The organism is Methanospirillum lacunae, from assembly GCF_003173355.1.
GTDB lineage: Archaea > Halobacteriota > Methanomicrobia > Methanomicrobiales > Methanospirillaceae > Methanospirillum > Methanospirillum lacunae.
In genome coordinates this window covers 115,710-136,948 of sequence record NZ_QGMY01000003.1, presented here as the reverse complement: position 1 = coordinate 136,948, position 21,239 = coordinate 115,710, and the positions used below count along the sequence as shown (strand labels likewise).

The 21,239-nt window shown below is 37.8% G+C and carries 13 protein-coding genes; 6 read left to right on the top strand and 7 right to left on the bottom strand.

The genetic code is table 11. The features are described from left to right. Positions 1-131 precede the first annotated feature (131 nt). The 5 genes from DK846_RS05395 to DK846_RS05375 all read right to left on the bottom strand — a co-directional run bounded on the left by DK846_RS05395 (position 132) and on the right by DK846_RS05375 (position 8,077). Positions 132-2,681 (bottom strand): PAS domain S-box protein, encoded by a 2,550-nt coding sequence (locus DK846_RS05395; protein ID WP_109967913.1) that lies wholly within the window; start codon positions 2,679-2,681, stop codon positions 132-134. Positions 2,682-2,781: 100 nt separating this feature from the next. Beyond that, positions 2,782-4,923, bottom strand: a complete 2,142-nt coding sequence (locus DK846_RS05390; protein WP_109967912.1) for a histidine kinase N-terminal 7TM domain-containing protein — start codon at positions 4,921-4,923, stop codon at positions 2,782-2,784. 130 nt (positions 4,924-5,053) lie between these two features. Further along, on the bottom strand, positions 5,054-6,076 hold the full coding sequence (locus DK846_RS05385) for a response regulator (RefSeq protein WP_109967911.1): 1,023 nt from the start codon (positions 6,074-6,076) through the stop codon (positions 5,054-5,056). Then, a complete protein-coding gene (locus tag DK846_RS05380) occupies positions 6,073-7,524 on the bottom strand; it encodes a histidine kinase dimerization/phosphoacceptor domain -containing protein (protein WP_181391637.1) in 1,452 nt (483 codons plus the stop codon). The genes DK846_RS05385 and DK846_RS05380 overlap by 4 nt, the downstream gene beginning before the upstream one ends. A 31-nt stretch (positions 7,525-7,555) precedes the next feature. Next, a complete protein-coding gene (locus tag DK846_RS05375; protein ID WP_109967909.1) occupies positions 7,556-8,077 on the bottom strand; it encodes a V4R domain-containing protein in 522 nt (173 codons plus the stop codon). Positions 8,078-8,832: 755 nt separating this feature from the next. On the opposite strand from DK846_RS05375, the gene DK846_RS05370 reads away from it, so the two are divergent. Continuing rightward, a complete protein-coding gene (locus DK846_RS05370) occupies positions 8,833-12,741 on the top strand; it encodes a PAS domain S-box protein (RefSeq protein ID WP_146201141.1) in 3,909 nt (1,302 codons plus the stop codon). Between the two features lie 135 nt (positions 12,742-12,876). Here DK846_RS05370 and DK846_RS05365 read toward each other — a convergent pair whose 3' ends face one another. Further along, positions 12,877-13,083: a histone family protein gene (locus DK846_RS05365; RefSeq protein ID WP_109967907.1), complete on the bottom strand. Its 207-nt coding sequence runs from the start codon at positions 13,081-13,083 to the stop codon at positions 12,877-12,879. A gap of 173 nt (positions 13,084-13,256) precedes the next feature. Next, a complete protein-coding gene (locus tag DK846_RS05360) occupies positions 13,257-14,597 on the bottom strand; it encodes a PAS domain S-box protein (protein WP_109967906.1) in 1,341 nt (446 codons plus the stop codon). A 143-nt stretch (positions 14,598-14,740) separates the two neighbouring features. Between DK846_RS05360 and DK846_RS05350 the strand changes: the two genes are divergently transcribed. From DK846_RS05350 to fdhD, 5 genes are all read left to right on the top strand, one after another. Continuing rightward, positions 14,741-16,108 (top strand): COG1361 S-layer family protein, encoded by a 1,368-nt coding sequence (locus DK846_RS05350; RefSeq protein WP_146201140.1) that lies wholly within the window; start codon positions 14,741-14,743, stop codon positions 16,106-16,108. Positions 16,109-16,168: 60 nt separating this feature from the next. After that, positions 16,169-16,606, top strand: coding sequence for a MarR family winged helix-turn-helix transcriptional regulator (locus DK846_RS05345; protein WP_109967903.1), 438 nt, complete (start codon positions 16,169-16,171; stop codon positions 16,604-16,606). Positions 16,607-16,720: 114 nt separating this feature from the next. Beyond that, positions 16,721-18,022, top strand: coding sequence for a COG1361 S-layer family protein (locus DK846_RS05340; RefSeq protein WP_109967902.1), 1,302 nt, complete (start codon positions 16,721-16,723; stop codon positions 18,020-18,022). 25 nt (positions 18,023-18,047) lie between these two features. Then, positions 18,048-20,306, top strand: a complete 2,259-nt coding sequence (locus DK846_RS05335; RefSeq protein WP_109967901.1) for an efflux RND transporter permease subunit — start codon at positions 18,048-18,050, stop codon at positions 20,304-20,306. 132 nt (positions 20,307-20,438) lie between these two features. Further along, positions 20,439-21,236 carry a formate dehydrogenase accessory sulfurtransferase FdhD gene (gene fdhD, locus DK846_RS05330; protein ID WP_109967900.1) on the top strand — a complete coding sequence of 266 codons (798 nt, stop codon included), beginning with the start codon at positions 20,439-20,441 and terminating at the stop codon, positions 21,234-21,236. Positions 21,237-21,239: the final 3 nt, after the last annotated feature.

Here is a 21,239-nt window from a genome sequence, read left to right as displayed (position 1 = left end):
TATTTTGGAGGATTCAAACATCACTAATAACACATTTATTTTGATTAGTGGCAAAGTTGGGTTTTATCATTTTCAATAATCGAATATTACCGATATCATTTTTGGAGTATAATTCATCACATTAGATTTTTCTATGGAGTTCTTTTCGCTATTAGTTCCTTTTCAATTTTTCGTTTTTCTGTGATGTCTAGAAGATGAATTAAATATCCCACTTCATCAGGGTTCATCGTTAGGAGTGGAGTAATTTTCATATCAAAAATTGCAGTTTTGCACCTGTTTGTAGGAATTATATTCATTTTCCATAAGTAGTCAAAAGAAATATTGATTTCACGACTAATTTTATTTCCTGATAGAATGGTAATATGTTCTTCATTTGTTAAAGGAATTATGTTCCAGGCACATTGTCCAACGAGTACAGAGTTATTCTCAATACCAAACTCATCCATTAATACTGGATTAATTTCAATAATATTTCCGTAATGATTGCAGAGAATATGTCCTATGGGAGATTCATTGAAAATACTTTTAAACATTGCCTCACTTTTCATTAAAGCATGTTTATTACGTTTTTCTTCAGTTATATCCCGGGATAATCCCAGGATATTGACTACCTTTCGAGATGTAGTTGTAATAAGGGTTGTAGATACTTCAGTAATCAATCGATGTCCGTCATGATGAAGGTGTTCAATTTCAAACCTAAAATTTCGTTTAGATTCATCTCCAGACTCAAATGAAATAATATTTTGATGAAGTTTTTTCATCATTTCATTATATTGTGGTTCTGGAATTAATACTGAAAATGGACTACCAATAACTTCTTCTGGAAGATATCCATAGTAATTTCGAATTGAAGGACTGACAAACAAAATGTTATGAGTATCTGCAGAAATCATCCAGATGAGATCATGAACATTTTCTGAAACTAGTCGGTATTTTGCTTCACTCTCAAGGAGCTCTTGATTAATTTTCTTTTTCTCTGAAATATCTCTAACAATCCCAACTAATTGAATTTTACCAGAAGTAGGGTTAGGGGAGAATTGTGATGTAATTTCAATCCATTTTTTTTCTCCTCTTTTGGTAAGTACCTGAATTTCATCATTAAAAAACAAACCATGTTTGATTTGATGAATACACTTATGATACCTTTCTTTGATAGTCTGGATTAGATTTTCTAGATTTTCTGAGAGAATTAATTTCTCAAATCCTTCATTTATTAACTCTTCTGGTAGATATCCAAGTAATCCTATAACTGACGGACTTACATATTTTACTGTAAGATCAGTTGGGTCAATAATCCAAACAACATCTTTTATTGATTCTGCTAAAAATTTGTATTGGCTTTCACTCTCTCTTAATTTTTCTTCAATTTTTATCCTAGTGGATATATCGCGAGATACTCCTAATACATGAGAATATTTTCCCGTTCTATCGCAAAGAAAACTGGTTACTACTTCAGTAGTAACAATTGTCCCATCTTTTCGAATCTGATCAACCCGAGAAGTATTATAGGGAGATATAGTCCCATTTTTTAAATCCTGAACAATTTGTGGAACTTTACTAATAATTTTTTCATAGGATTCTTTTGTCATGACCTCCTGCATAGACTGTGTAAGAACTTCTTCAGGTGTAAACCCACGTAAACGATAAACCGATGGACTGACATATGTAAATCGTTGTGTAGTAAGGTCTAATATCCAAATAACATCCTGAGTATTGTCAGCAAGAAGTCGGTACAGTTCTTCACTTTTTTTAATCTTTTCTTGGGCTTCTTTTATTTCGGTGATATCACGAGCCGTAGACAGGAGACATATACGTTCTCCGATTTTGATTTCGTTAGTAACTAATGATATATATGCCGTCTTACCGTTTTTCCTAACGATTTCTATATCCAACCGATTATTCAAAATATATAATGATAGATTATGTATTACCCGGTCTCTGATAGTTGGATCTTTAAAAAGTCCAAGTTCCTTTGAATTTTTTCCAATAAGTTCTTCACGTGAATAACCTGAAATAGTGCAGGTAGCTTCATTGACCTCGATTAGTTCACCGGTTTTTATATCACTAATAAGAATAGCATCAGGGGATGATTGAAAGGCAATTGTATACTTTTCCTGTGCAATTTTTAGATCTGTCTCAATTTTTTTCTTTAATGTAATGTCAGTAAAAATAATGGCAATTTGGTTTGGTGCGTGTAAAAGAGAATAACCGAGAATCGTAATCTGAAACCATCTTTGATCTTCATTTTTTATTTCAAGAATTATTGGCTTTTTAAAAGAAAAATTAGATATCTGATCCAGAATGGTTTGTTTTGCAAGTAAGGGCAGCGATATATCTGATAGATTTTTCCCAATTGAATTACTTAATGTTGTTTTAAAAAATTTCAGAGCAGCACTATTGAGATATTGTATGTAAAAATTTGAATCTAGAATAATAATGAGATCTTCACTCAGATCGATGAGGCCTGATACTGGGATGTCTTCAATAATCATATACTTTTTTGCTACACCCTTTTCGACCTTCCTTACCTTTCCAAACATTTCTAAGAGGTCTAAATGACGAGCAACAGTATGGCGGTTAATCCCTGTTTTCTGGGCAATCATCGAGATCGACAAAGAGCGGTTTTCCGCTGACAAAACATCTAGAATTATCGATTTTTGATTATCACTGCGAGTACGCATTTATTTCTCACCATCTGGCTAAAATTCGTATGGTCAAATCGGTTTGAATAATTGATTGCATAAATTCCATTGTTTTCTTATTTTTCACGGTTAATTTAGTTCACTTTTTTTCTGGCATGTTCTCTGGAAATGTTATTGAATAGTGAACACCTGGATTCGCATTTTCAAATGAGATATGGCCTGATAATTGTCTAACAAGACCGTTTATTAAAGTAGATCCCATTCCTTCCTTATATTGAATATTTTCTGAAAAACCTTTACCATTATCCTGATAATCAAGTGTATAAAGATTAGATAAAGAACTAAATGAAAACCGGATTCTTATTTCTCCAATTTGACCCTCTCTAAATGCATGTTTAAACGAGTTGGTTAGCAATTCTGATAGTATCAAACTACAGGGCACTGCCTTTTCAATTGTGAGTTCAATATCTGGACAGACTAGACTACATGTAATTGTACCCTTGGTTATTTCGTGTGATTGCAATAGATACTTAGTTATTTTCTGAATATACTCACGATAATTAATTTTATTTAGATTGGTTGATTGATACAACTGCTCATGTACTAATGCAAGAGATCTTACACGTGCCTGGGTTTCTTTAAAGATCATCTGAATCTCTGGATCTTTAATATAGCGTGATTGCATTGAAAGGAGAGATGAGATAATCTGCATATTATTCTTTACCCTGTGATGAATTTCTTTGAGCAATATCTCTTTTTCTAAATTTGCCTCCTGAATTTCTTCCTCCATCAGTTTTCTTTCAGTAATGTCTTGAAAAATGAAGGTGACATATTTTTCTCCATTTAAATCTTCCTGATTTATTTCCCCTTTTCCTCTTATCGCACATTCATTTTCATCAGACCTCACTATCCAGAATTCGATTGTAAAAGGTATACCTGATTTTATTAATGAGTCAAAGGATGATGATACTAGATCAAAATAGGATGGTTTTACCAATTTTAAAATATCAGAAATATCTGGGTTTTTATTTGCTGAGTTAAGTCCGAATATGGTGAGTACCTCATCAGAAACAAAAATCTGTTTAGAAGAAAGGTTTAATTCGTATATTCCAAGTCCTGCTATTTCATGAGCTTTTTTAAGTGATTTTTCACTCTCCTTCAAAGCGTCTTGCTTTATTTTTAACTCTTTATAGGCGCCATTTAGTTCTGAGTTTCTAATCTCAATAAGCTCTGTATATTCAATTAATTTGTCTTCTTTCTGTTTCCACTCTGAAATACAAGTAACCATAAGAATGCTACCTGATTTTTTTGAATCACCTTCGTTAAATGGTATAATATCAATGAGGTAATATTCAGTTTTTTTAGAATGAGAAATTGAGATCTCTTCTCTTTTACCTGATGAATGATCGATTATATTATACAAATAATCGCCCAATTGTAGACTTGACTGAATTTTTTCTCCAATCACTGCGGCTTTTGAAACTGAAAAAATTTTTTCTGCCTCTTTGTTTATTTCACGAATATTTCCCTGATTATCAAGGACAATTAGACCTGAGCCAAGAGTATTAAATACTGTTGCGTATGCAATTGGAACGATATTTAGTAGATTGTGTTTGTTTATCGCAGGAAAAAGGGTCACTCCTGTAATCATTAAAAAAAATGGGGTGGAATCTATTGGAATCGATTGCCTCAGATAAAAATTTAAAAAAAAACTTAATAATGGGGCGATAACTCCAATGCAAATAAGAATAGATAATTTCCAATTAGTATCATGGTTTCTAATTGTTTTTATTATTAAAATAATCAAACTGATAGTGAGTAAGAGTACATTCCATATTGAGATAATATACCACCAGACACCTGGAATCATTTCAAATCCTGGAAGAATGGATGTAGTGTTCATCCATGCCTGTTCATAAAACCAAGGAATGATCAAAGGAGTCCATATTACTATTTGGGAAAATAAAGGAATTATGAGAAGAGATGGGATCAATCTTTTGATTGTCTGAGTTTGTAATCCTAAATATCTAAGTACAAGGATGAATACCGCTACTGGGGCAATAGCGATTCCAATGTATTCTATTCCAATAATCTGGAGTGTAACCGGAAGAGGAAAACATTGTAATTCTAGGGCATATCCAAAGCAATATACGGCTAATGAAGCGAATAAAGTTAGAGCAATAACATTATTTTTTGATGTTCTTAATGTACCGATAAAAAGACTCAATAAGAGCATTCCAGCCAGAAGTGAAAGGCCTGTAAAAAGCACTGTATAACTCATGGCGTAATAATCCTGTTGATATTCGTAAAATCTACCAAACTACTGAATCATGAGCCCGGTATGGAGAAGGTTTGTAATTATTTCAAGATTTTTTTCAAAGGAAGGAGTAAGCCTGATTCAGAAATATACATTACGATTTCAAATTTTCTCCATGTTGATAATGACGCATCAAGAATGTTCGTACTTTATTGGAAACGATCCATCCTTTATCCAGTTCTGTTACTAAATCATCAATCCTTTTAACAGCTTTAAGAATTTGAGGCCCGGATGGAGGTTCATCAAGAGACACACAAGTTGCAATAATTGCGAGAGGATTTCTGATTTCATCGTTTAAAATCTGAAATTGCTCCATATTTTTTTCAATTTGGATTAATCCATCAGCATTCAACTTATTTTGGAGATGGACTGAATTTGTAATGTCATAAGATATCCAAAGAATCTGGGAATTGTTAGAATTGCCTTGATTTAATGGAATAAATGTTGAATAAATCCATATTTCTTTATCCTTTATAAATAATTGAACCTGAATATGTCTTTTTTCGTGTAATTGCCTGGCATTATTTATTTCCTGGTGAAGTTCATTCGCACTCGAAGATGGGATGATTTCCGATATTGAAGATCCGATTATCTTTTCTGGTAGTGTGTTTAATAAATTCAAGCCTGATTTATTTATATATTCAAACTTATTATTAACATCCAGAATTGCAATAAGATTATCAGAAGATTCGGCAATCGTTCGATATCGCTGCTCACTCAATTTTAATCTGTGTTCAACTGAATGCTTGTATAACGCCATTGCAATAGAAGTTTTGAGACTTCGATCATCAAACGGTTTTAAAATATATCCAAAAGGTTCACTTTCTATTGCTTTTAAGATAGTAGATTCATCAGATTGACCAGTTACAAATATTATTGGAATATCAAGTTCTTTTTTAATAAGATTAGAGGCCTCGACTCCGGTCATCTCCCCTTTCAGATTAATATCCATCAATATGAGATCTGGAGAATGTTCCCGGGCAAGAGGCAAAACATCTTCTGCTACATCAGTGGTAGCAGGTACTAAAAAACCCATTGACTCAAGATTTTCAGTTAAATCCATAGATGTTATGAACTCATCCTCAACGATGAGGATCTTCTTTCTTTCACTATTCATATTTCATCCTGGTCTGGATTAAATGGAAATTTAATGATATAATGCACACCGTTATCATTCTCCTGGAATACCGTGCCTTTTAGTTGCTTTGTAAGTCCATATATCAATTGGATACCCAGTGATTTTGTTTGATGTGGTATTATTTCATCTGGAAATCCCGGACCCGAATCACGGTAATCGAGAAAATATATCTTATTTGCATGGTCGTACTGGAATAGTATTCTGATAGTTCCTTTTCCTGTTTCATTAAATGCATATTTTAAGGAATTTGTCACCATCTCGTTGACAATGAGACTACAGGGAACAGCATGAGAGAGTGGAATTGTCGTATCAAATGCTTCTATTTCTAATAATATATTTTTTGAATTGTAACAATAATTTTGAACTAAATTTGTTGTGATTTGGGTAAGGTATTGTCCGTAATTAATATCACGAAGATTGTCTGTTCGATAAAGGTTTTCATGAAGCAAAGCAAGAGATTTGATCCTATTCTGACACTCAATAAAATAGACTTTTACTGTTTCGTCCTTGACTTGTCGTGATTGGATTGAAAGAAGAGACCAGATTATCTGAAGATTATTTTTTACTCGGTGATATACCTCTTTAAGGAGGATTTCTTTTTCCTGAAGTGAATTGAGTATCTGTAATTCATGCTTTTTTCTTGTAGTGATATCATAAATAAAAAAGAGGATTGAGGGTTTATTTTCAAAAATAATATCAGTCACCACAAACTCAGTATTGATAACTTCCCCATTTTCGCAGATCATCTCCTCTTCAAAATGGTTCCAGTTTACCTCATGTTCCCCATATAAGGACATTTGCTCTAAAAAATGATCTATTTTATCTGGGTGAATATATTGAATAAATGAATTGGAGACTACTTGTTTTTCATCAGAAATATGGAGTAATTTAAGAAAAGCAGGATTTGCTAGTAAAACTGTTTCATTGTTGATTACGCATATTGAGATTGGTGATGTAAGGATCAGAGATTTGTATTGCTCTGTACTAATAAATAATGACCTATTGACCTCTTGGATCTCATTGTTTTTTAGAAGTAGTGTTTTCTTTGCATCTTCTAATTCCTGAACCATAGAATTGAATGCAACTGAGAAATCATGTAAAAAATCGATTTTCTGGCTAAAGTCTCCCTTTGCTATGGCCTGAGTTTTCCATGTGAGGTGCCTTAAATTTGATTGGAGATGCTTTAATGCTCCACCAAAAGTACCCCGTAATTCAATATTTGAATCCAGTTTTCCATCAGATATTTCAAGTAAATGATATTGTGAACTTTTCAAAGTCATAAGGATTGACCTGAGTAATATCTGTTCCTCCTGTGTCCCTGGAAGGATATCAGGTATATTCCCTCTGGTCTGAATGACTGATGAAATAAGATTGAGTGCCTGTTTTAGATCAGATTCAGGTGCTTCATCTTCAGCATTAGAAGGCAAATTATTCTTTTTTGGTATTATCATTCTTAATTTATGAACAAAATTCAATACTAAACCGACAGGTTCTCTCGCCTGTACACCAGCAATCTATCTCCCGCACCCGGCATTTTTTCCCTGTATATTGTTCAAAAATCCCAGCCAGAAATCCTTCATCATAAGTACATACACCGTATCCAAGTTCAGGCAAACCAGAGCAATCAAGGTCTTCTGAAACTGATGCAGTTATGAGATTACCATCCAAATCTCCCTGCTCAATCCTAAATATGCCAATCTTTAATTGTCTTAGTGCATCCTGAAGGGTTCTTATAAATTCTTGATGATCTGTTGTAGTTGGTAGAACATGGTAATAAAAACCTACTCCTGCTTTTTTTCCAGCCTCATAAATAATAGATTCACCCTGTTCAACGCCATATTTTTCCTCTACGACCTCACGAAAACAATATTGCATGATCCTATAAACTTCAAGAGGAACAAGAGGGCCCAGATTTGGCCTTCCGTCAGTTGGATCTCCAATAAGTTCCCATGTAAATTTAAATTTTTCCCGTTGATTCATTTTACATGCTCACAAAATTTGAAGTATATCTCGCTTTTAAATATCTATATATTTCCAATAATATCGAACATATGAAAAAATATAAAATTATTCATACTAGGACTCTAATAATTATGGTAACTAAATTCACAGCTGTATTTTTTTAAAATCAGAATAATACTCCATTCTATTGTGGATATTGAAAGATGAAGATGCCTCTATTGGCGCCAAAATACTCCTATTAATATTATTGATCAGCTTCCTAATGTTGTAATATATTATCTATTATAAGTCACAATTCTAATTTCATCTTGAAAACTATCTCATTTTTAGTAAATGAAGAATTTTATCTGCTAAGTTAAGAAAAGAACAGGCCCTTCATTTTAACTAGCATTGACCCTGATGAATTGCATAAAGAAATATTATACTGGCTGATAATTTAAATATCAGTAATCTTCTTCAAAAAATGTAATTCTATAAAAGATTTTGTCAAAAATGTAGGTATGAATAGGCGCCAGTAACCTCCATTTTATCTCATAGCTAAAAACAATTGATACTAGTAATAACTTTGTTCAAAACAGATTGTCTGGATTATAAAATTTATGAAACACATGGTTCTAATAAAGATGTAGATATTAGTCTTCAACCATAAATCATAGTTAAGTGATAAACTTAATTAAAGTAAATATGTAATATTTGTCAATGGATTGAATAAAGGGAAGGAAATGGTGGTTTGGATTCCTCTCTCTGACCCACTTACATTATCCATAAAATATATGCCAATCCTTAGTACACCTACAGAAATCACGTATCGGGTTCTTTACGTTGATGATGAACCCACTCTACTTGAGATTGGAAAACTCTATCTTGAGCAGAAATGGAAATTTGTTGTAACTACTGTCCAATCTGCAAATGATGCTCTGGACTTCTTAATATTGAACCAATATGATGCGATAGTATCAGATTATCAAATGCCTGGCATGGATGGTATTGAACTGCTTCACGAGATTCGAAGCCGATATTCTGACCTTCCTTTTATTTTATTTACTGGAAGAGGGCGTGAAGAGGTTGTCATAAAGGCGCTTAATGCAGGTGCTGATTTTTATTTACAAAAAGGGGGAAAACCCAAAGTACAATTTGCAGAATTAGCGAATCAATTAAAGAAGGCAATTCTCAAAAAAAAGGCTGAAGATGATCGCTTTATTGCAGAACAGGCTCTCATAGAAAGTGAAGAAAAATATCACACCATTTTTGATTCAAGTCCATATCCAATAGTTACAATATCCTGTCAAAATGGTTACCTTCAAACTGTCAACACTGCATTCCTGAATTTATGTGGTTGTATTAAGGATGAAGTAATTGGCAAAACTTTTGGTGAACTTGGGTTATTTTCTGAATATTATTCCTATTGGTTTAACAGTATTTGTCAAATCAAGTCACTTGTTAGCAATGTGCCTATAACTCTGACCGGGATGAGGGGACAAAAAATAGAAGCTCTCCTCTCGACTACCCCTGTTACTATAAAAGGATCCCCCTCTCTTCTCACCACAATTGTGGATATAACTGCACAAAACCGGATTATAGAAGAAGTTAAACTCAAAAATAATGAACTACATTCAGCATATGAACAATTGTCCTGTGTTGAAGAAGAACTTCATGAAAAATTTGATGAAGTACGTAAGAATGAACAGGAATTGAGGGCAAGCGAAAAAAAATTCAGAGCACTTGTTGAGAATTCACTCGAAGGTATTATTATCATCAATTATTCTGGAGATATTCTCTTTCTCAATAATGCTGCCAGTCAATTAGTTGACATATATACGTATAAATCACTTATTGGAACTAATGTTCATGATTTTCTTTCTTCAGAGTATCACGATATAGCAAAACAGAATATTGATCAGATTCTCCTTGGTACTAATAAACAGTCATCCCAATATAAATTACGAACAAGGAAAAACCGTGATATCTGGGTAGAAACCATCGGAAAAAGAATCCGTTTCAAGGGATCATCGGCCGTACTTGTATCAATTAGGGATATTACTGAAAGGAAACTCACTGAAGATGCACTAATGGAGTCTGAGTCTAAATTTAGTTCAGTATTTAAAAATAATCCCGTTCCCTTAACTCTGGTCTCTGCTGATGATGGAACAGTTGTAGATGTAAATTCAGCGTTTGAAAGAGAAACCGGGTATCTCATTCATGAAATAGTAGGGAATAAAACCGGTTTGAATAATCTTTTTTATGATAAAGATGAAAAATCACGGTTTATTTCAACCCTTCGCAATAAACATGTCATCAATGGCATGGAAATAAAAAGTCAAAGAAAAAGTGGAAAGATTAGGGATGTTTTGATATCCTCCTCGTTAATTCAGGTGAACGGAAAAAGACACATTCTTTCATCAATTAAGGATATTACCGAACAAAAAAAGGCTGTATCAGCATTAAAAGAAAAAGAGGAAAAGTTCAGATTCCTTATTGATTGTTGTCATGAGGGTATTCTTCTCACTGATCTCCAGGGGACGATTCTGTTTTCTAATAAAGCCACTGTACAAATGGTTGAATTTGAGGATACTTCTGAAGTCATAGGAAGGAATATAATTGAATTTATTGCAGATGAATCACGCGAAGAAGTTCGAAAACAATACAAACAGATAGGAAATACCTGTGAGCCTCTATGTTCACATCATCAAGCAATAACCAAAACAGGAAAGCAGATTTACGTTGAAAGTATTGGGCAAATCCATACTTACAAAGGGAACCCTGCATTACTGATTACAGTTCGTGATGTTACTGATCGTTTACTCGCCCATGAAGCGCTTAAGGCTAGTGAAATGAGGTTTAGGGCTGTTAGCGAGAATGCTGGAACATGGATTTGGGAAGTTGATTCTGAAGGTATCTATCGGTATTCAAGTTCTGTTGTAGAACAGATTCTGGGATATCGTTCCGAAGAACTTGTAGGGAAAGAACACTTTTCTAGTCTTCTCGACCCAGCAACCAGGGATGACCCATACAATGATTCTGTAATTGCACTCTCTAACTTTGCCCCTATAAAAGACTCAACAATTTTATTCAAGCATAAAAATGGAAGTACTGTTGTTCTCAATATCAGTAGCACACCTGCTTATGACATAAGAGGGAGAATCTCGGGCTATTATGGTGTTAGTGAAGATATCACTAAACGCAGAGATACAGAGTCGAATTTTCAAAAACTTATTGGAACCCTGGTTCGAAAAACTGGACTTTCAGCAGTACGAAATATTTCAAACATTCTCCGCTCATGGCTCCAGGCTGACTGTGTTATTGTTGGAAAATTAAACCCGGATCACACTGGAGTGAATGCGATTTCAATGATACTTGATGGAGAAGAAATCTCTGACGGTTATTATTCGTTATCTGGTACACCCTGTGAAAAAACCTGCGAACAGGAATTTCACATCTGTACTGATAACGTCATCATGAATTTCCCAGAGGCTGATATTTTAAAACAATTTAAATTTCGCGGATATTGTGGGACACCTATACGCAATTATGAGGGAAAAACTATTGGGGTGCTTTGTGTATTATCCAGAAAACCACTGGTTCCACCAGAAGGAACCAGAGAGATTATGGATATCATCGCTGGTAAAGTGGCTGCTGAAATAGAACGATCTCAGATTGAAGATGCCCTCAGAGAGAGTGAAGAAAAATTCAGGATGCTTGTTGATCTTTCTTTAGATGGTATTATTATTATCGATAAAAAGGGGATACTCTTATTTGGAAATCAGGCTGCAGGTAGGATTTTCGATCTGGATATTGAGGACCTGATAGAATCAGGTCAACAAAATGTCCTTGACTTTATTTCTCCTGAATCACATGATCGTGTAATCTATGAGATCGGGCATGTTGCAGATGTCATAGAGCCATATACTGTAGATTATCAGGCTATAACATCATCAGGTAGGACGATATGGATTGAGGGAATAGGAAAAGAGATCCTATATCGCGATTCACCAGCGGTCTTATTATCACTCCGGGATATCACCTTACGGAAACAGATGGAAGATGCAATCCTCCGAAAAAATAAGCAACTTAACCTTCTCTCAAGTATAACCCGCCATGATATTCTGAATATGATAATGGTGATCCAGGGTTCTCTGGAAATAATTCAGATGGAGTTCTCAGAGCCGGGATTAATTGAGTATATTATGAAGATGAGAACTGCTGCAGATACTATAAAAGCGCAGATTGAATTTACCCGATTTTACCAGGATATGAGTTCTCATACTGCTCAATGGCTTGATCTTGACTCCTGTATGCCATTTGCATATATTCCGACAAATATTAATTTTGAGAATAAACTGAAAGGAGTAAGGGTATATGCTGATCAGATGCTCGAAAAAATATTTTTCAATCTTCTTGATAACTCCATTCGTCATGGCCAGGTGGTAACAAACATTCGGGTTGGATATTATTTGGATACTGAAAATCTGATAGTCCTATGGGAAGACAACGGTATTGGAATTCCCATGGATCTTAAAGAACAGATATTTGAGTTAGGTTTTGGAAAAAATACGGGATATGGGTTATTTCTAGTCCGAGAAATTCTTTCTCTTACCGGGATCACTATAAAAGAGACAGGAAAACCAGGGATTGGTGCCAGATTTGAATTTCTGTTTCCAAGAGGAACATATCAGTTTACTTGACCTCAGTAAAAGATAATTGTCAGTCTAGTCTATACAATCGAAATCAGATAAAATCTGACACTCAATCAAAAGAGTCCTCTATTCACTAAGAATAATCATGTAAGAGATATTTGTTAGAATAAACGAATAAAAAAGTTAGATGTTTTCTAAGGCCATCTCGATATCTTCTGCCTTAATTGTTTTTCTTCCAGCATGAGATGCGAGTTTATTAGCCTCTTTAGCGACTTTTCCGATGTATGCTTCTGCTTTTTTTACTAACAGTTCAGCTGCATCTGCTCCGACACGTTCTGCTCCGTTCGCCTTAGCGATACGGCTAACTGCTGCAATTGGTAAATCAGCCATAGGTTTTACCTGGAATTATATCTTATAAGCTGTATATAAAGTTTCAGGTTTGATGAATGAATTCTTTTTTTTAAAAACAAAATCTTCAATATCCGAAGCAGTCCTTTAATAATTTGTCTCTAGATAATACACATGATTATTCCAGTATATGTGTTTACTCTATAGTACAAATTTCAGAAGGATCCGCTTGATTTCTTATTACTTCCCGCGGAATAATCAAAATCTGAAATAATAATTGAAAAAATATACTGATCTCCACTATCTCCAACCGATACTACAGATTTTTCAATAGGGACTTCTCTCATATTCCCTCCAGGCGAATAAATTTGAATTGATCCACTTTTGTGGCCTCCGTGTTTAAGAAGTTCTGTGTCGCCATTAACAAATGCTCGATAAAGGTCAGCCGGAAGTAATTCCTGTAGATTTTTACCTGTCGCTTCTTCTTCATGGGTGCATCCGAATAGTCTGCAAAACTCCTTATTAACCAAAAAAACTCGTTCATCCTGGCGATAACAGGAGATTGGATGTGGGAACTGGTCTACAACTTTGCGCATTACTTTCCACTGGAGTTGTTGCTGTTCTTCCTGAACCCGTTTCTCGGTCATATCTGAAATAAGTACATAATATCGGTCAGCATCACCGTAACGGTTGGAAGACATCCTAATATTCAGGTATCGCGATTTTCCATCTCTTCGCTCAGACCAGAAACTAAACTCCTGTATTGATGCAGGATTATCGCCCATTTCTTTAAATTTGCATCTAACCTTTTCTTTTTCTTCCTTTCCGGCAAACTGGGGTGGCTCAATAGTTGCCAATTCTTCACTACTATAACCTGTTATCTCGGTGAATCGTTTATTGACATAGAGTGTTTCTTTTTTCCCCTCTCGAATTTCCACGACAAGCAAGCCATCACTCATGTTGGCGATCATCTCTTCAAAAAATTCTCTGCTTCTTTTAATCTCATCGTGTGCCAGTCGTTCAGTAGTTTTGTCTTCTAGAATGACTGTTGTACCTGCGGTACCATCTTCAAAAACTGTTGGAACTACTTTTAGGTGGTAATAGCGCTTCGGTTCAATCTCAAGTGCCACTTCCTCAAGATCTTTTCCGATTAAAATCTGTTCCGCCATGATATCAAGGAGGGTATGAATTGCCGGATCCGGTGCTGCGATATATCTAATCTCCTGGAATAATACCTGATCTTTGTCAACTCCAATAAGGGAGAGAAATGGATCATTGACCTGAAGTACCCGGAGATTTTTGTCAACGACCATTACAAGATCGGTTGTATAACTGAGAAGGGCTGAGAGGGGAACTCTGGATGAAAGAGTATACACCTTTGCCATACCGAAGGTTCTCAGATCGACGTGGCCTGATGCATGCAGGATATCCAGATATCTCCCGACTGAATGCTTGTTCTTACCTAATTTTTCAGCAATATCGGTGATAGTCATCCCCTGATGCTGTTGCCTGAGTAGCTCTTTAACCCGTGCGAGCTCCTCTGCGATCCGTTGCATGCTGATATGTGGATCATAAGAACCGAAATATGTTACTCTTCTGTGTAGCAATTATCATTTGCATTTGTATGTAACAAATGACCGCAACCATTAACATGATGTTGTAACTACATCTGTAAGTACAAACACGATTGAGTACACGTATGAAACATCAACTATTGGTAGCAGGTGTCCTGGGAGGAAAGGAATACCGAAAGGCATCAGGTATTCTCCTGATGTTGGTAGTTTTGGCTGCTCTGGTATGTTTGCCAGTATCAGCTGATACCAAATTCCTTTCCGGTTCTCCAGCCATATCTGCATCCATATCCGGGAGCAACGAGTTTTCTCCCGGTTCGACAAATCCTTTTACAGTTTCTATCCAGAATACGGGTTTGCTATCATCCAAAATGGCACAATCTGGTGTATTAGATGGTGATGCCAGCCCTAGTACCGCAAAAATGACGTTGGTTTCACTTGATGCGGGCAATGCCCCGGTAGTAGTAAAATCTGACTCACAGATGCTTGGTGATATTGCCGCTTCCAATTCAAAACCAGCTACTTTTCAGATCTGGGTAACAGATGATGCTCGTCCAGGGAAGTATACTCTCCCACTCCACGTCAAGTATACATATCTGGCAGAGGCTGATCAACAGGGAACTGAAAGTGTCACATATCGGTATACTGATCGGGACATGACAATTGATCTCCCCTTTGTTGTTAGATCAGCAATCAATCTTGATGTTACACAGGTTAAGGCGCAGGATATCAATGCCGGTGGTTCTGGATACCTGCTTGCAACATTGAAGAACACCGGGGTTGAATCAGGATCGAAGACGATTGCAAAGATTGCACGCAGTGAAGGATCGCCAGTGATCCCTGTTGACAGTTCTGTTTACATTGGATCGTTTTCGCCGGGAGACGAGGTAAATACCAAGTTCAAAGTCTCCGTCTCAAAAGATGCACAAGGTCAGAATTATCCTCTCGATCTGTACGCTACCTATGAGAATGCTGATGGAGTAACTCTTGATACTCCTGTAAAAAGACTGGGTATTTCGGTAGCACCGAAGATAAAGTTCTCAACAGTCGGCAAACCGATAGAAATTAGTCAGGGTGAGAATAAGCGCATTGAGGTAACCTATCGCAATGATGCTGATACAACTGCTTATCTGGCAGAAGCAAGGATAAAACCTGTTGGTTCGCTTAAGAGTTCTGACAATCTTGCTTACCTCGGTGATATTAAATCAGGAGAGACTGCCACTGCTATATTTGAGATCAGTACATCAGGCGATGCAGAAACAAAAGAATATGCAGTAGACTCTGAAATCAGGTTCCGTGATGCTCTTGGTACTAGTCAGACTTCTGATACAATTAAGGTACCAGTCGAAGTTACCACAGCCGGAGCAGTTGGGCTGATCACCGCTGATCCTCTGGCAATTCTAGTTCTACTCGCAATAATAGTCGGCGGTGGATACTACTTCGGGGTTCGCAGGAAGGAAACTGTAACAAAATCTGCCGGAGATGGTTTTCCATAAGAATAGTTCAATGATAAAAATATTAACCTCAAGAACTAAAGTAGATAGTAGACAGTTGAAATGGATGTTACAACTCTAGACAGAGCAGCCGGAAACATCCTGGCTCTCCTGATCTTCTATCACAAACAGATATTCAAATCTGATCATGGTATTACTGGTGTACAAACCGCGCAGTACCGTCTGTTAGGTCTTCTTAAAAAAGAAGGAACATTATCTATGACTGCACTAGGCTCTCGACTGTATATCTCAAAACCATACATGACAAGTCTGGTTGATTCTCTTATCAGGGAAGGATATGTAGAAAGACAGCCTGACACAAAGGACAGGAGGGTAATCAACATCTCAATTACTGGGACTGGAATAGAACACCTGCATGAAGCACACCGTCTGTTTAAAGACGAAATCATAAAGATTCTTGCGGATCTTGATGAAGATGATTTAAATAATCTCTGTTCATCATCTGAGGTGGTAACCTCTATTCTGGGAAAAATCCGGTAATATATCTTAAGTTACGCATGAATCTGTCCAAATTGTGTCCATCACATTACGAACACAACACCTAAGAAAAATAATCAACACAAAAATTTCATGAGAATTACTATGAGTTTAAGTATGATACGCAAATCATTCATCCTGGTTGTATTTGGTCTGCTTATTGCAGCATTGATAACCTCACCTGCACTTGCAGGAACGAAGTATATGTCCGGTTCACCAAACATCACTGCTAGTATTGCAGGAAGTAATGAATTTACTCCCGGAACTACAGTTCAGATGAAGGTTCTGATCCAGAATACCGGCCTGAACACCATCAAGATGGTTCAGACCGGAATCGTAGATCGTGACGATGTTCCAAGTACTGCGAAGATGGTAAAAGTAACCCTTGGAGCGGGAGATGCTCCGGTTCTGATTAAATCAGATCCACAGATGATCGGTGATGTTAAAGCATCCAACAACAGTCAGGTTACCTTTGATATCAGGGTAAAGGACGATGCAAAAGCAGGTACCTACACTCTTCCGCTTACCATTGAGTACACCTACCTCGCTGATGCTGATCAACAGGGAACAGATAGTCTCACCTACCGGTATATAAAGAAGGAACTTCAGATAGAGTTGCCATTCGTTGTCAAATCAGCAATCAATCTTGATGTTCTCTCCGTTACTCCTGAAAACATTAATGCAGGTGGATCAGGGTATGTTACTCTTAAATTGAAGAACAGCGGTGCTGACACTGGAAAGAAAGCTATCGCCAAACTGAGCCGTAACGGCAACTCCCCGATCGTTCCTGTTGACAGTACTGTGTATATCGGAACATTTGAACCAGGGCAGACAGTAGATACAAAGTTCAAGGTATCTGTTTCCAAAGATGGAGAACCACAGACCTATCCACTCTCAGTTCTCGTCTCGTATGAAAACGCTGACGGAGAAACCCTTGAAACGCCTGTAGAGGAATTTGGTGTTCCGGTTGGATCTAAAGTTGCATTTACGGTAACCAGCCCTGCAGGTGAAACCTCACCTGGAAAGAAACAGGCAGTCTCTGTCACCTATCGCAATGATGGTGCTGCAACAGCATACAGTGCAGAAGCTCGTATCAGTGCAGTAGATCCCTTTACAAGCAATGATGATTTGGCATACCTTGGAGACCTTAAACCAGGCGAGTCCGGAACAGCAAAGTTCGAGATAAGTACAGCATCAGATGCCACACAGAAGACCTATGGACTCGATTCAGAGGTTAGATATCGTGATGCCCTTGATAACAGCCAGATCTCTGACACTGTAAAGGTACCAGTATCTGTTGTGCCTTCCGGTGGTATTGCATCGCTGCTTGGAAACCCAATCGTGATTGCCCTACTGCTCGTAATCATCATCGGTGCCGGATATACCATTCACACCCGGCGCCAGAAGCAGGTCCGTTAACCGACATTCCGGTTGTGAGGTACCTATGCAATCATTTTTTTCCGGTGTTGCAGATCTTGTGGTTCACCGGCCCCGGCTCCTTGCTGAAGTAATGCTGGTTCTCATGCTGATATCCCTTGTTGGGATGAGCATGATATCCATGGCTACCGGAAATGATACCTATCTTGATAAAAATTCACAAAGCGGTATCATCTCAAACCATTATTCCGACACGTTCCAGCAGAACACTCTTGTTCTGCTCTTTGAATGTAACGATCCCACGAGTCCTGAAATTCTTGCTTACATCGACTCGATCATGGGGCCGATTCAGAAACTTCAGTATGTTTCAGGCACTGCCAGTGTCACAGATGTAATCAAGCAGGCAAACAATGGCACCCTTCCGCTTTCGTCCGGTGAAGTCACAGAAGTTGAGCAGAAGATTGCTCCCTCGGTTCTTAAGCGGTACATTCCATCTAACCTATTGAATATGGCGATGGTGACCCTCGAACCGGGCCTTAGTGACACAAAGAAAGAATCTGCGATGAAGAATATTCTTTCATTCATCGACAGTACTGATATCCCTCCTGGCTTATCTGTAAAATTAACCGGTGATGCAGCCTTCAGCATGGAGATGAAGAATGAGATGGGTAAATCCATGATGACTCTCATTATGGCAGCCTTGTTGCTAATGGTTGTTGTAATGGGTTTGCTCTTCTCTTATGTCAGTCACCGGTTCCTGCCTGTTCTGATAGTAACGATAGGACTACTCCTCACTTTTGGTGTGGTAGGACTTGGGCACGTGACCGTGAGTATGGCGGTCATATCTGCATTCCCTGTCATGATCGGACTTGGAATCGATTATGCTATTCAGTTCCATTCGCGTCTTGAAGAAGAGGCACGCACGCACCCACTTCCAGAAGCTATCCGGATAACGGTAACCAAAACCGGCCCGGCTGTGATGTATGCAATGCTTGCTACATCAATGGGTTTTTTCGCCATGTTTATCTCCCCGGTCCCGATGATCCAGGGCTTCGGTCTTGTGAGTATCATCGGTGTGGTTGTATGTTACCTGACATCTCTCATTGGAATTCCGCTTATTGCAATTCTGATTGATTATAAAGCAAAAGGAGCTGGAAAGTCAAAGCTTACTGACAGTATTGATTTCGGCCTGTCCAAACTTGCAGTAGGTATTGCAAAGAACCCGGTGCCTGTTCTGCTTGTAGTTTTCTTTGTTGCATTTGTTGGAATTCAGATGGATTCCCGGATCCCTATTGACACCAATCAGAATGCCTTTGTTCCGCCTGATATGCCGGCAAAGGTCACGCTTGACAAGGTGACAAGGATCGTGGGATCCACTGATCCGGCTCCAATTCTTGTGTATGGTGATAATGTTCTTGCACTTGACACTGTTAAGTGGATGAAAGAGTTCACAACCCTGGAGATGGATCTTCATCCGACAAGACTTACCAATGCAGTGAGTATTGCAGATTATGTAATCACTTATAACAATGGGACGATGCCTCAAACCCAGAGTGAACTTGATAATGCTCTGGAGAAAATTCCTGCAGGAACGAAAAAACAGTACCTGAACGGAAAAACAGAAGCTGTCATTCAGTTGTATACAACCAAGATGGAAACTCCTGCAAAGAGTAATCTGAAAGATCAGATGAAAGGTGATCTCGAGCTCCATCAACCTCCACCAGGAATCCAGACCAGTATTACCGGTAGCTTTGATCTCTTCACCACCCTGATCAGCCAGCTGATTGAGAGTAAAGAAGCAATGACATACCTGGGATTTGTCCTCGTGGCTTTATTCCTTGGTCTGGTATATCGTAATATCAATGCACTTACCCCAATAGTTCCGATAGTAGCCATTGTCGGGTGGAATGCTGTTGCAATGTATATTCTCGGCATTGATTACAACCCGATGACAGCATGTCTCGGTTCGATGACGATAGGTGTTGCTGCAGAGTATACCATCCTGGTGATGGAACGCTATCTGGAGGAGAGAGAGATTACCGATGATGTTATCGAGGCTATCAAAAACAGTGTCCGAAAGATTGGATCAGCAATTCTTGTTTCAGGACTTGCGACCTTCTTTGGTTTCTCTGCTTTGATCCTCTCGTCATTTCCGATCATTAGCAACTTTGGACTTACAACAATCATTGCAGTAATGTTCTCATTGATCGGTGCAGTAGCAGTAATGCCAGCTGTTCTCTCACTTGTTGATCAGATAGTTCACCGGGTTGAGGAGGTTGAAGAAGAAGTGCTTCATATCCACCCTCTGGATCATGAGAAAAAATAAAGTAAGATAACTGAATGCTAGCATCAGGAATCCCTCCTGACTGCTTATCTTATATTTTCCCTTTTTTACCTGAATCTATCACAAAACTTTGCATCATCATCCTTACTACACTTCTAATCACAGAGGATCTGTATGTCTTCTCAGAATGAGGGTATCCCTGGTGTAACCATCATGTATTCGTCTGTTAAAGTATCTGGTGATTCTATCAATCAGAGTTCAGTGGAGGTGTGTACTGAATCACGGGTGATGCTATTTCTCAATGACATTCTCATCGGAGATCTCTCAATTACCCCTGTCGATCTTGAATCATTTGCAATTGGACATCTGATATGTGAGGGGTATATCCGTGAAGTCAAGGAGATCACTTCAATACATATTGATCTGCCTGAAATCAGAGTCCTATCTGAATGTAATTCTGAAAGTACCATCAAAGGACAGTTCTCAAAAAATAGTTCTGGGGGTTCATGCCGTGATCTTCTCCCTGACTGCTCACTACCTCCTCTCCCGGATGGGATGTGCCTGGGGGTGGACACGATCTTCAGTTCGATGGAGAAGGTAAATGAGTACTCAGTTATCTGGAAGCGTACCGGTGGTATGCACTGCAGCCTGATAATAAGAGAGGATGGAGAAGTGATCTGTGGAGTTGAGGACATGGGTCGTCACACAACTGTTGACAAGGCGGTAGGTGTAGCACTTCAAAAAGGTGTGGACATCAACCATTGTTATCTGGTCTGTTCCGGTCGGCTCCCTGTTGATATGGTAGCAAAAGCCTACCGTGCTGGAATACCTGTCGTTATCAGCAACAACGCGGCATTTGCTGGTGGAATCGAGTTTGCAAAGAATACCAATATGACTATTGCAGGTTTTGTCCGTCCTCCCAAAATGACAATTTATACTGGACAGCACCGGATTAGATTGACTGTGCCGTGAAGA

Bases quoted from the DNA above. Each gene is read 5' to 3' on its own strand.
- DK846_RS05395 (WP_109967913.1), bottom strand. From the start codon at position 2,681: ATGCGTACTCGCAGTGATAATCAAAAATCGATAATTCTAGATGTTTTG.
- DK846_RS05390 (WP_109967912.1), bottom strand. From the start codon at position 4,923: ATGAGTTATACAGTGCTTTTTACAGGCCTTTCACTTCTGGCTGGAATG.
- DK846_RS05385 (WP_109967911.1), bottom strand. From the start codon at position 6,076: ATGAATAGTGAAAGAAAGAAGATCCTCATCGTTGAGGATGAGTTCATA.
- DK846_RS05375 (WP_109967909.1), bottom strand. From the start codon at position 8,077: ATGAATCAACGGGAAAAATTTAAATTTACATGGGAACTTATTGGAGAT.
- DK846_RS05370 (WP_146201141.1), top strand. From the start codon at position 8,833: ATGCCAATCCTTAGTACACCTACAGAAATCACGTATCGGGTTCTTTAC.
- DK846_RS05365 (WP_109967907.1), bottom strand. From the start codon at position 13,083: ATGGCTGATTTACCAATTGCAGCAGTTAGCCGTATCGCTAAGGCGAAC.
- DK846_RS05360 (WP_109967906.1), bottom strand. From the start codon at position 14,597: ATGCAACGGATCGCAGAGGAGCTCGCACGGGTTAAAGAGCTACTCAGG.
- DK846_RS05350 (WP_146201140.1), top strand. From the start codon at position 14,741: ATGAAACATCAACTATTGGTAGCAGGTGTCCTGGGAGGAAAGGAATAC.
- DK846_RS05345 (WP_109967903.1), top strand. From the start codon at position 16,169: ATGGATGTTACAACTCTAGACAGAGCAGCCGGAAACATCCTGGCTCTC.
- DK846_RS05340 (WP_109967902.1), top strand. From the start codon at position 16,721: ATGATACGCAAATCATTCATCCTGGTTGTATTTGGTCTGCTTATTGCA.
- DK846_RS05335 (WP_109967901.1), top strand. From the start codon at position 18,048: ATGCAATCATTTTTTTCCGGTGTTGCAGATCTTGTGGTTCACCGGCCC.
- fdhD (WP_109967900.1), top strand. From the start codon at position 20,439: ATGTCTTCTCAGAATGAGGGTATCCCTGGTGTAACCATCATGTATTCG.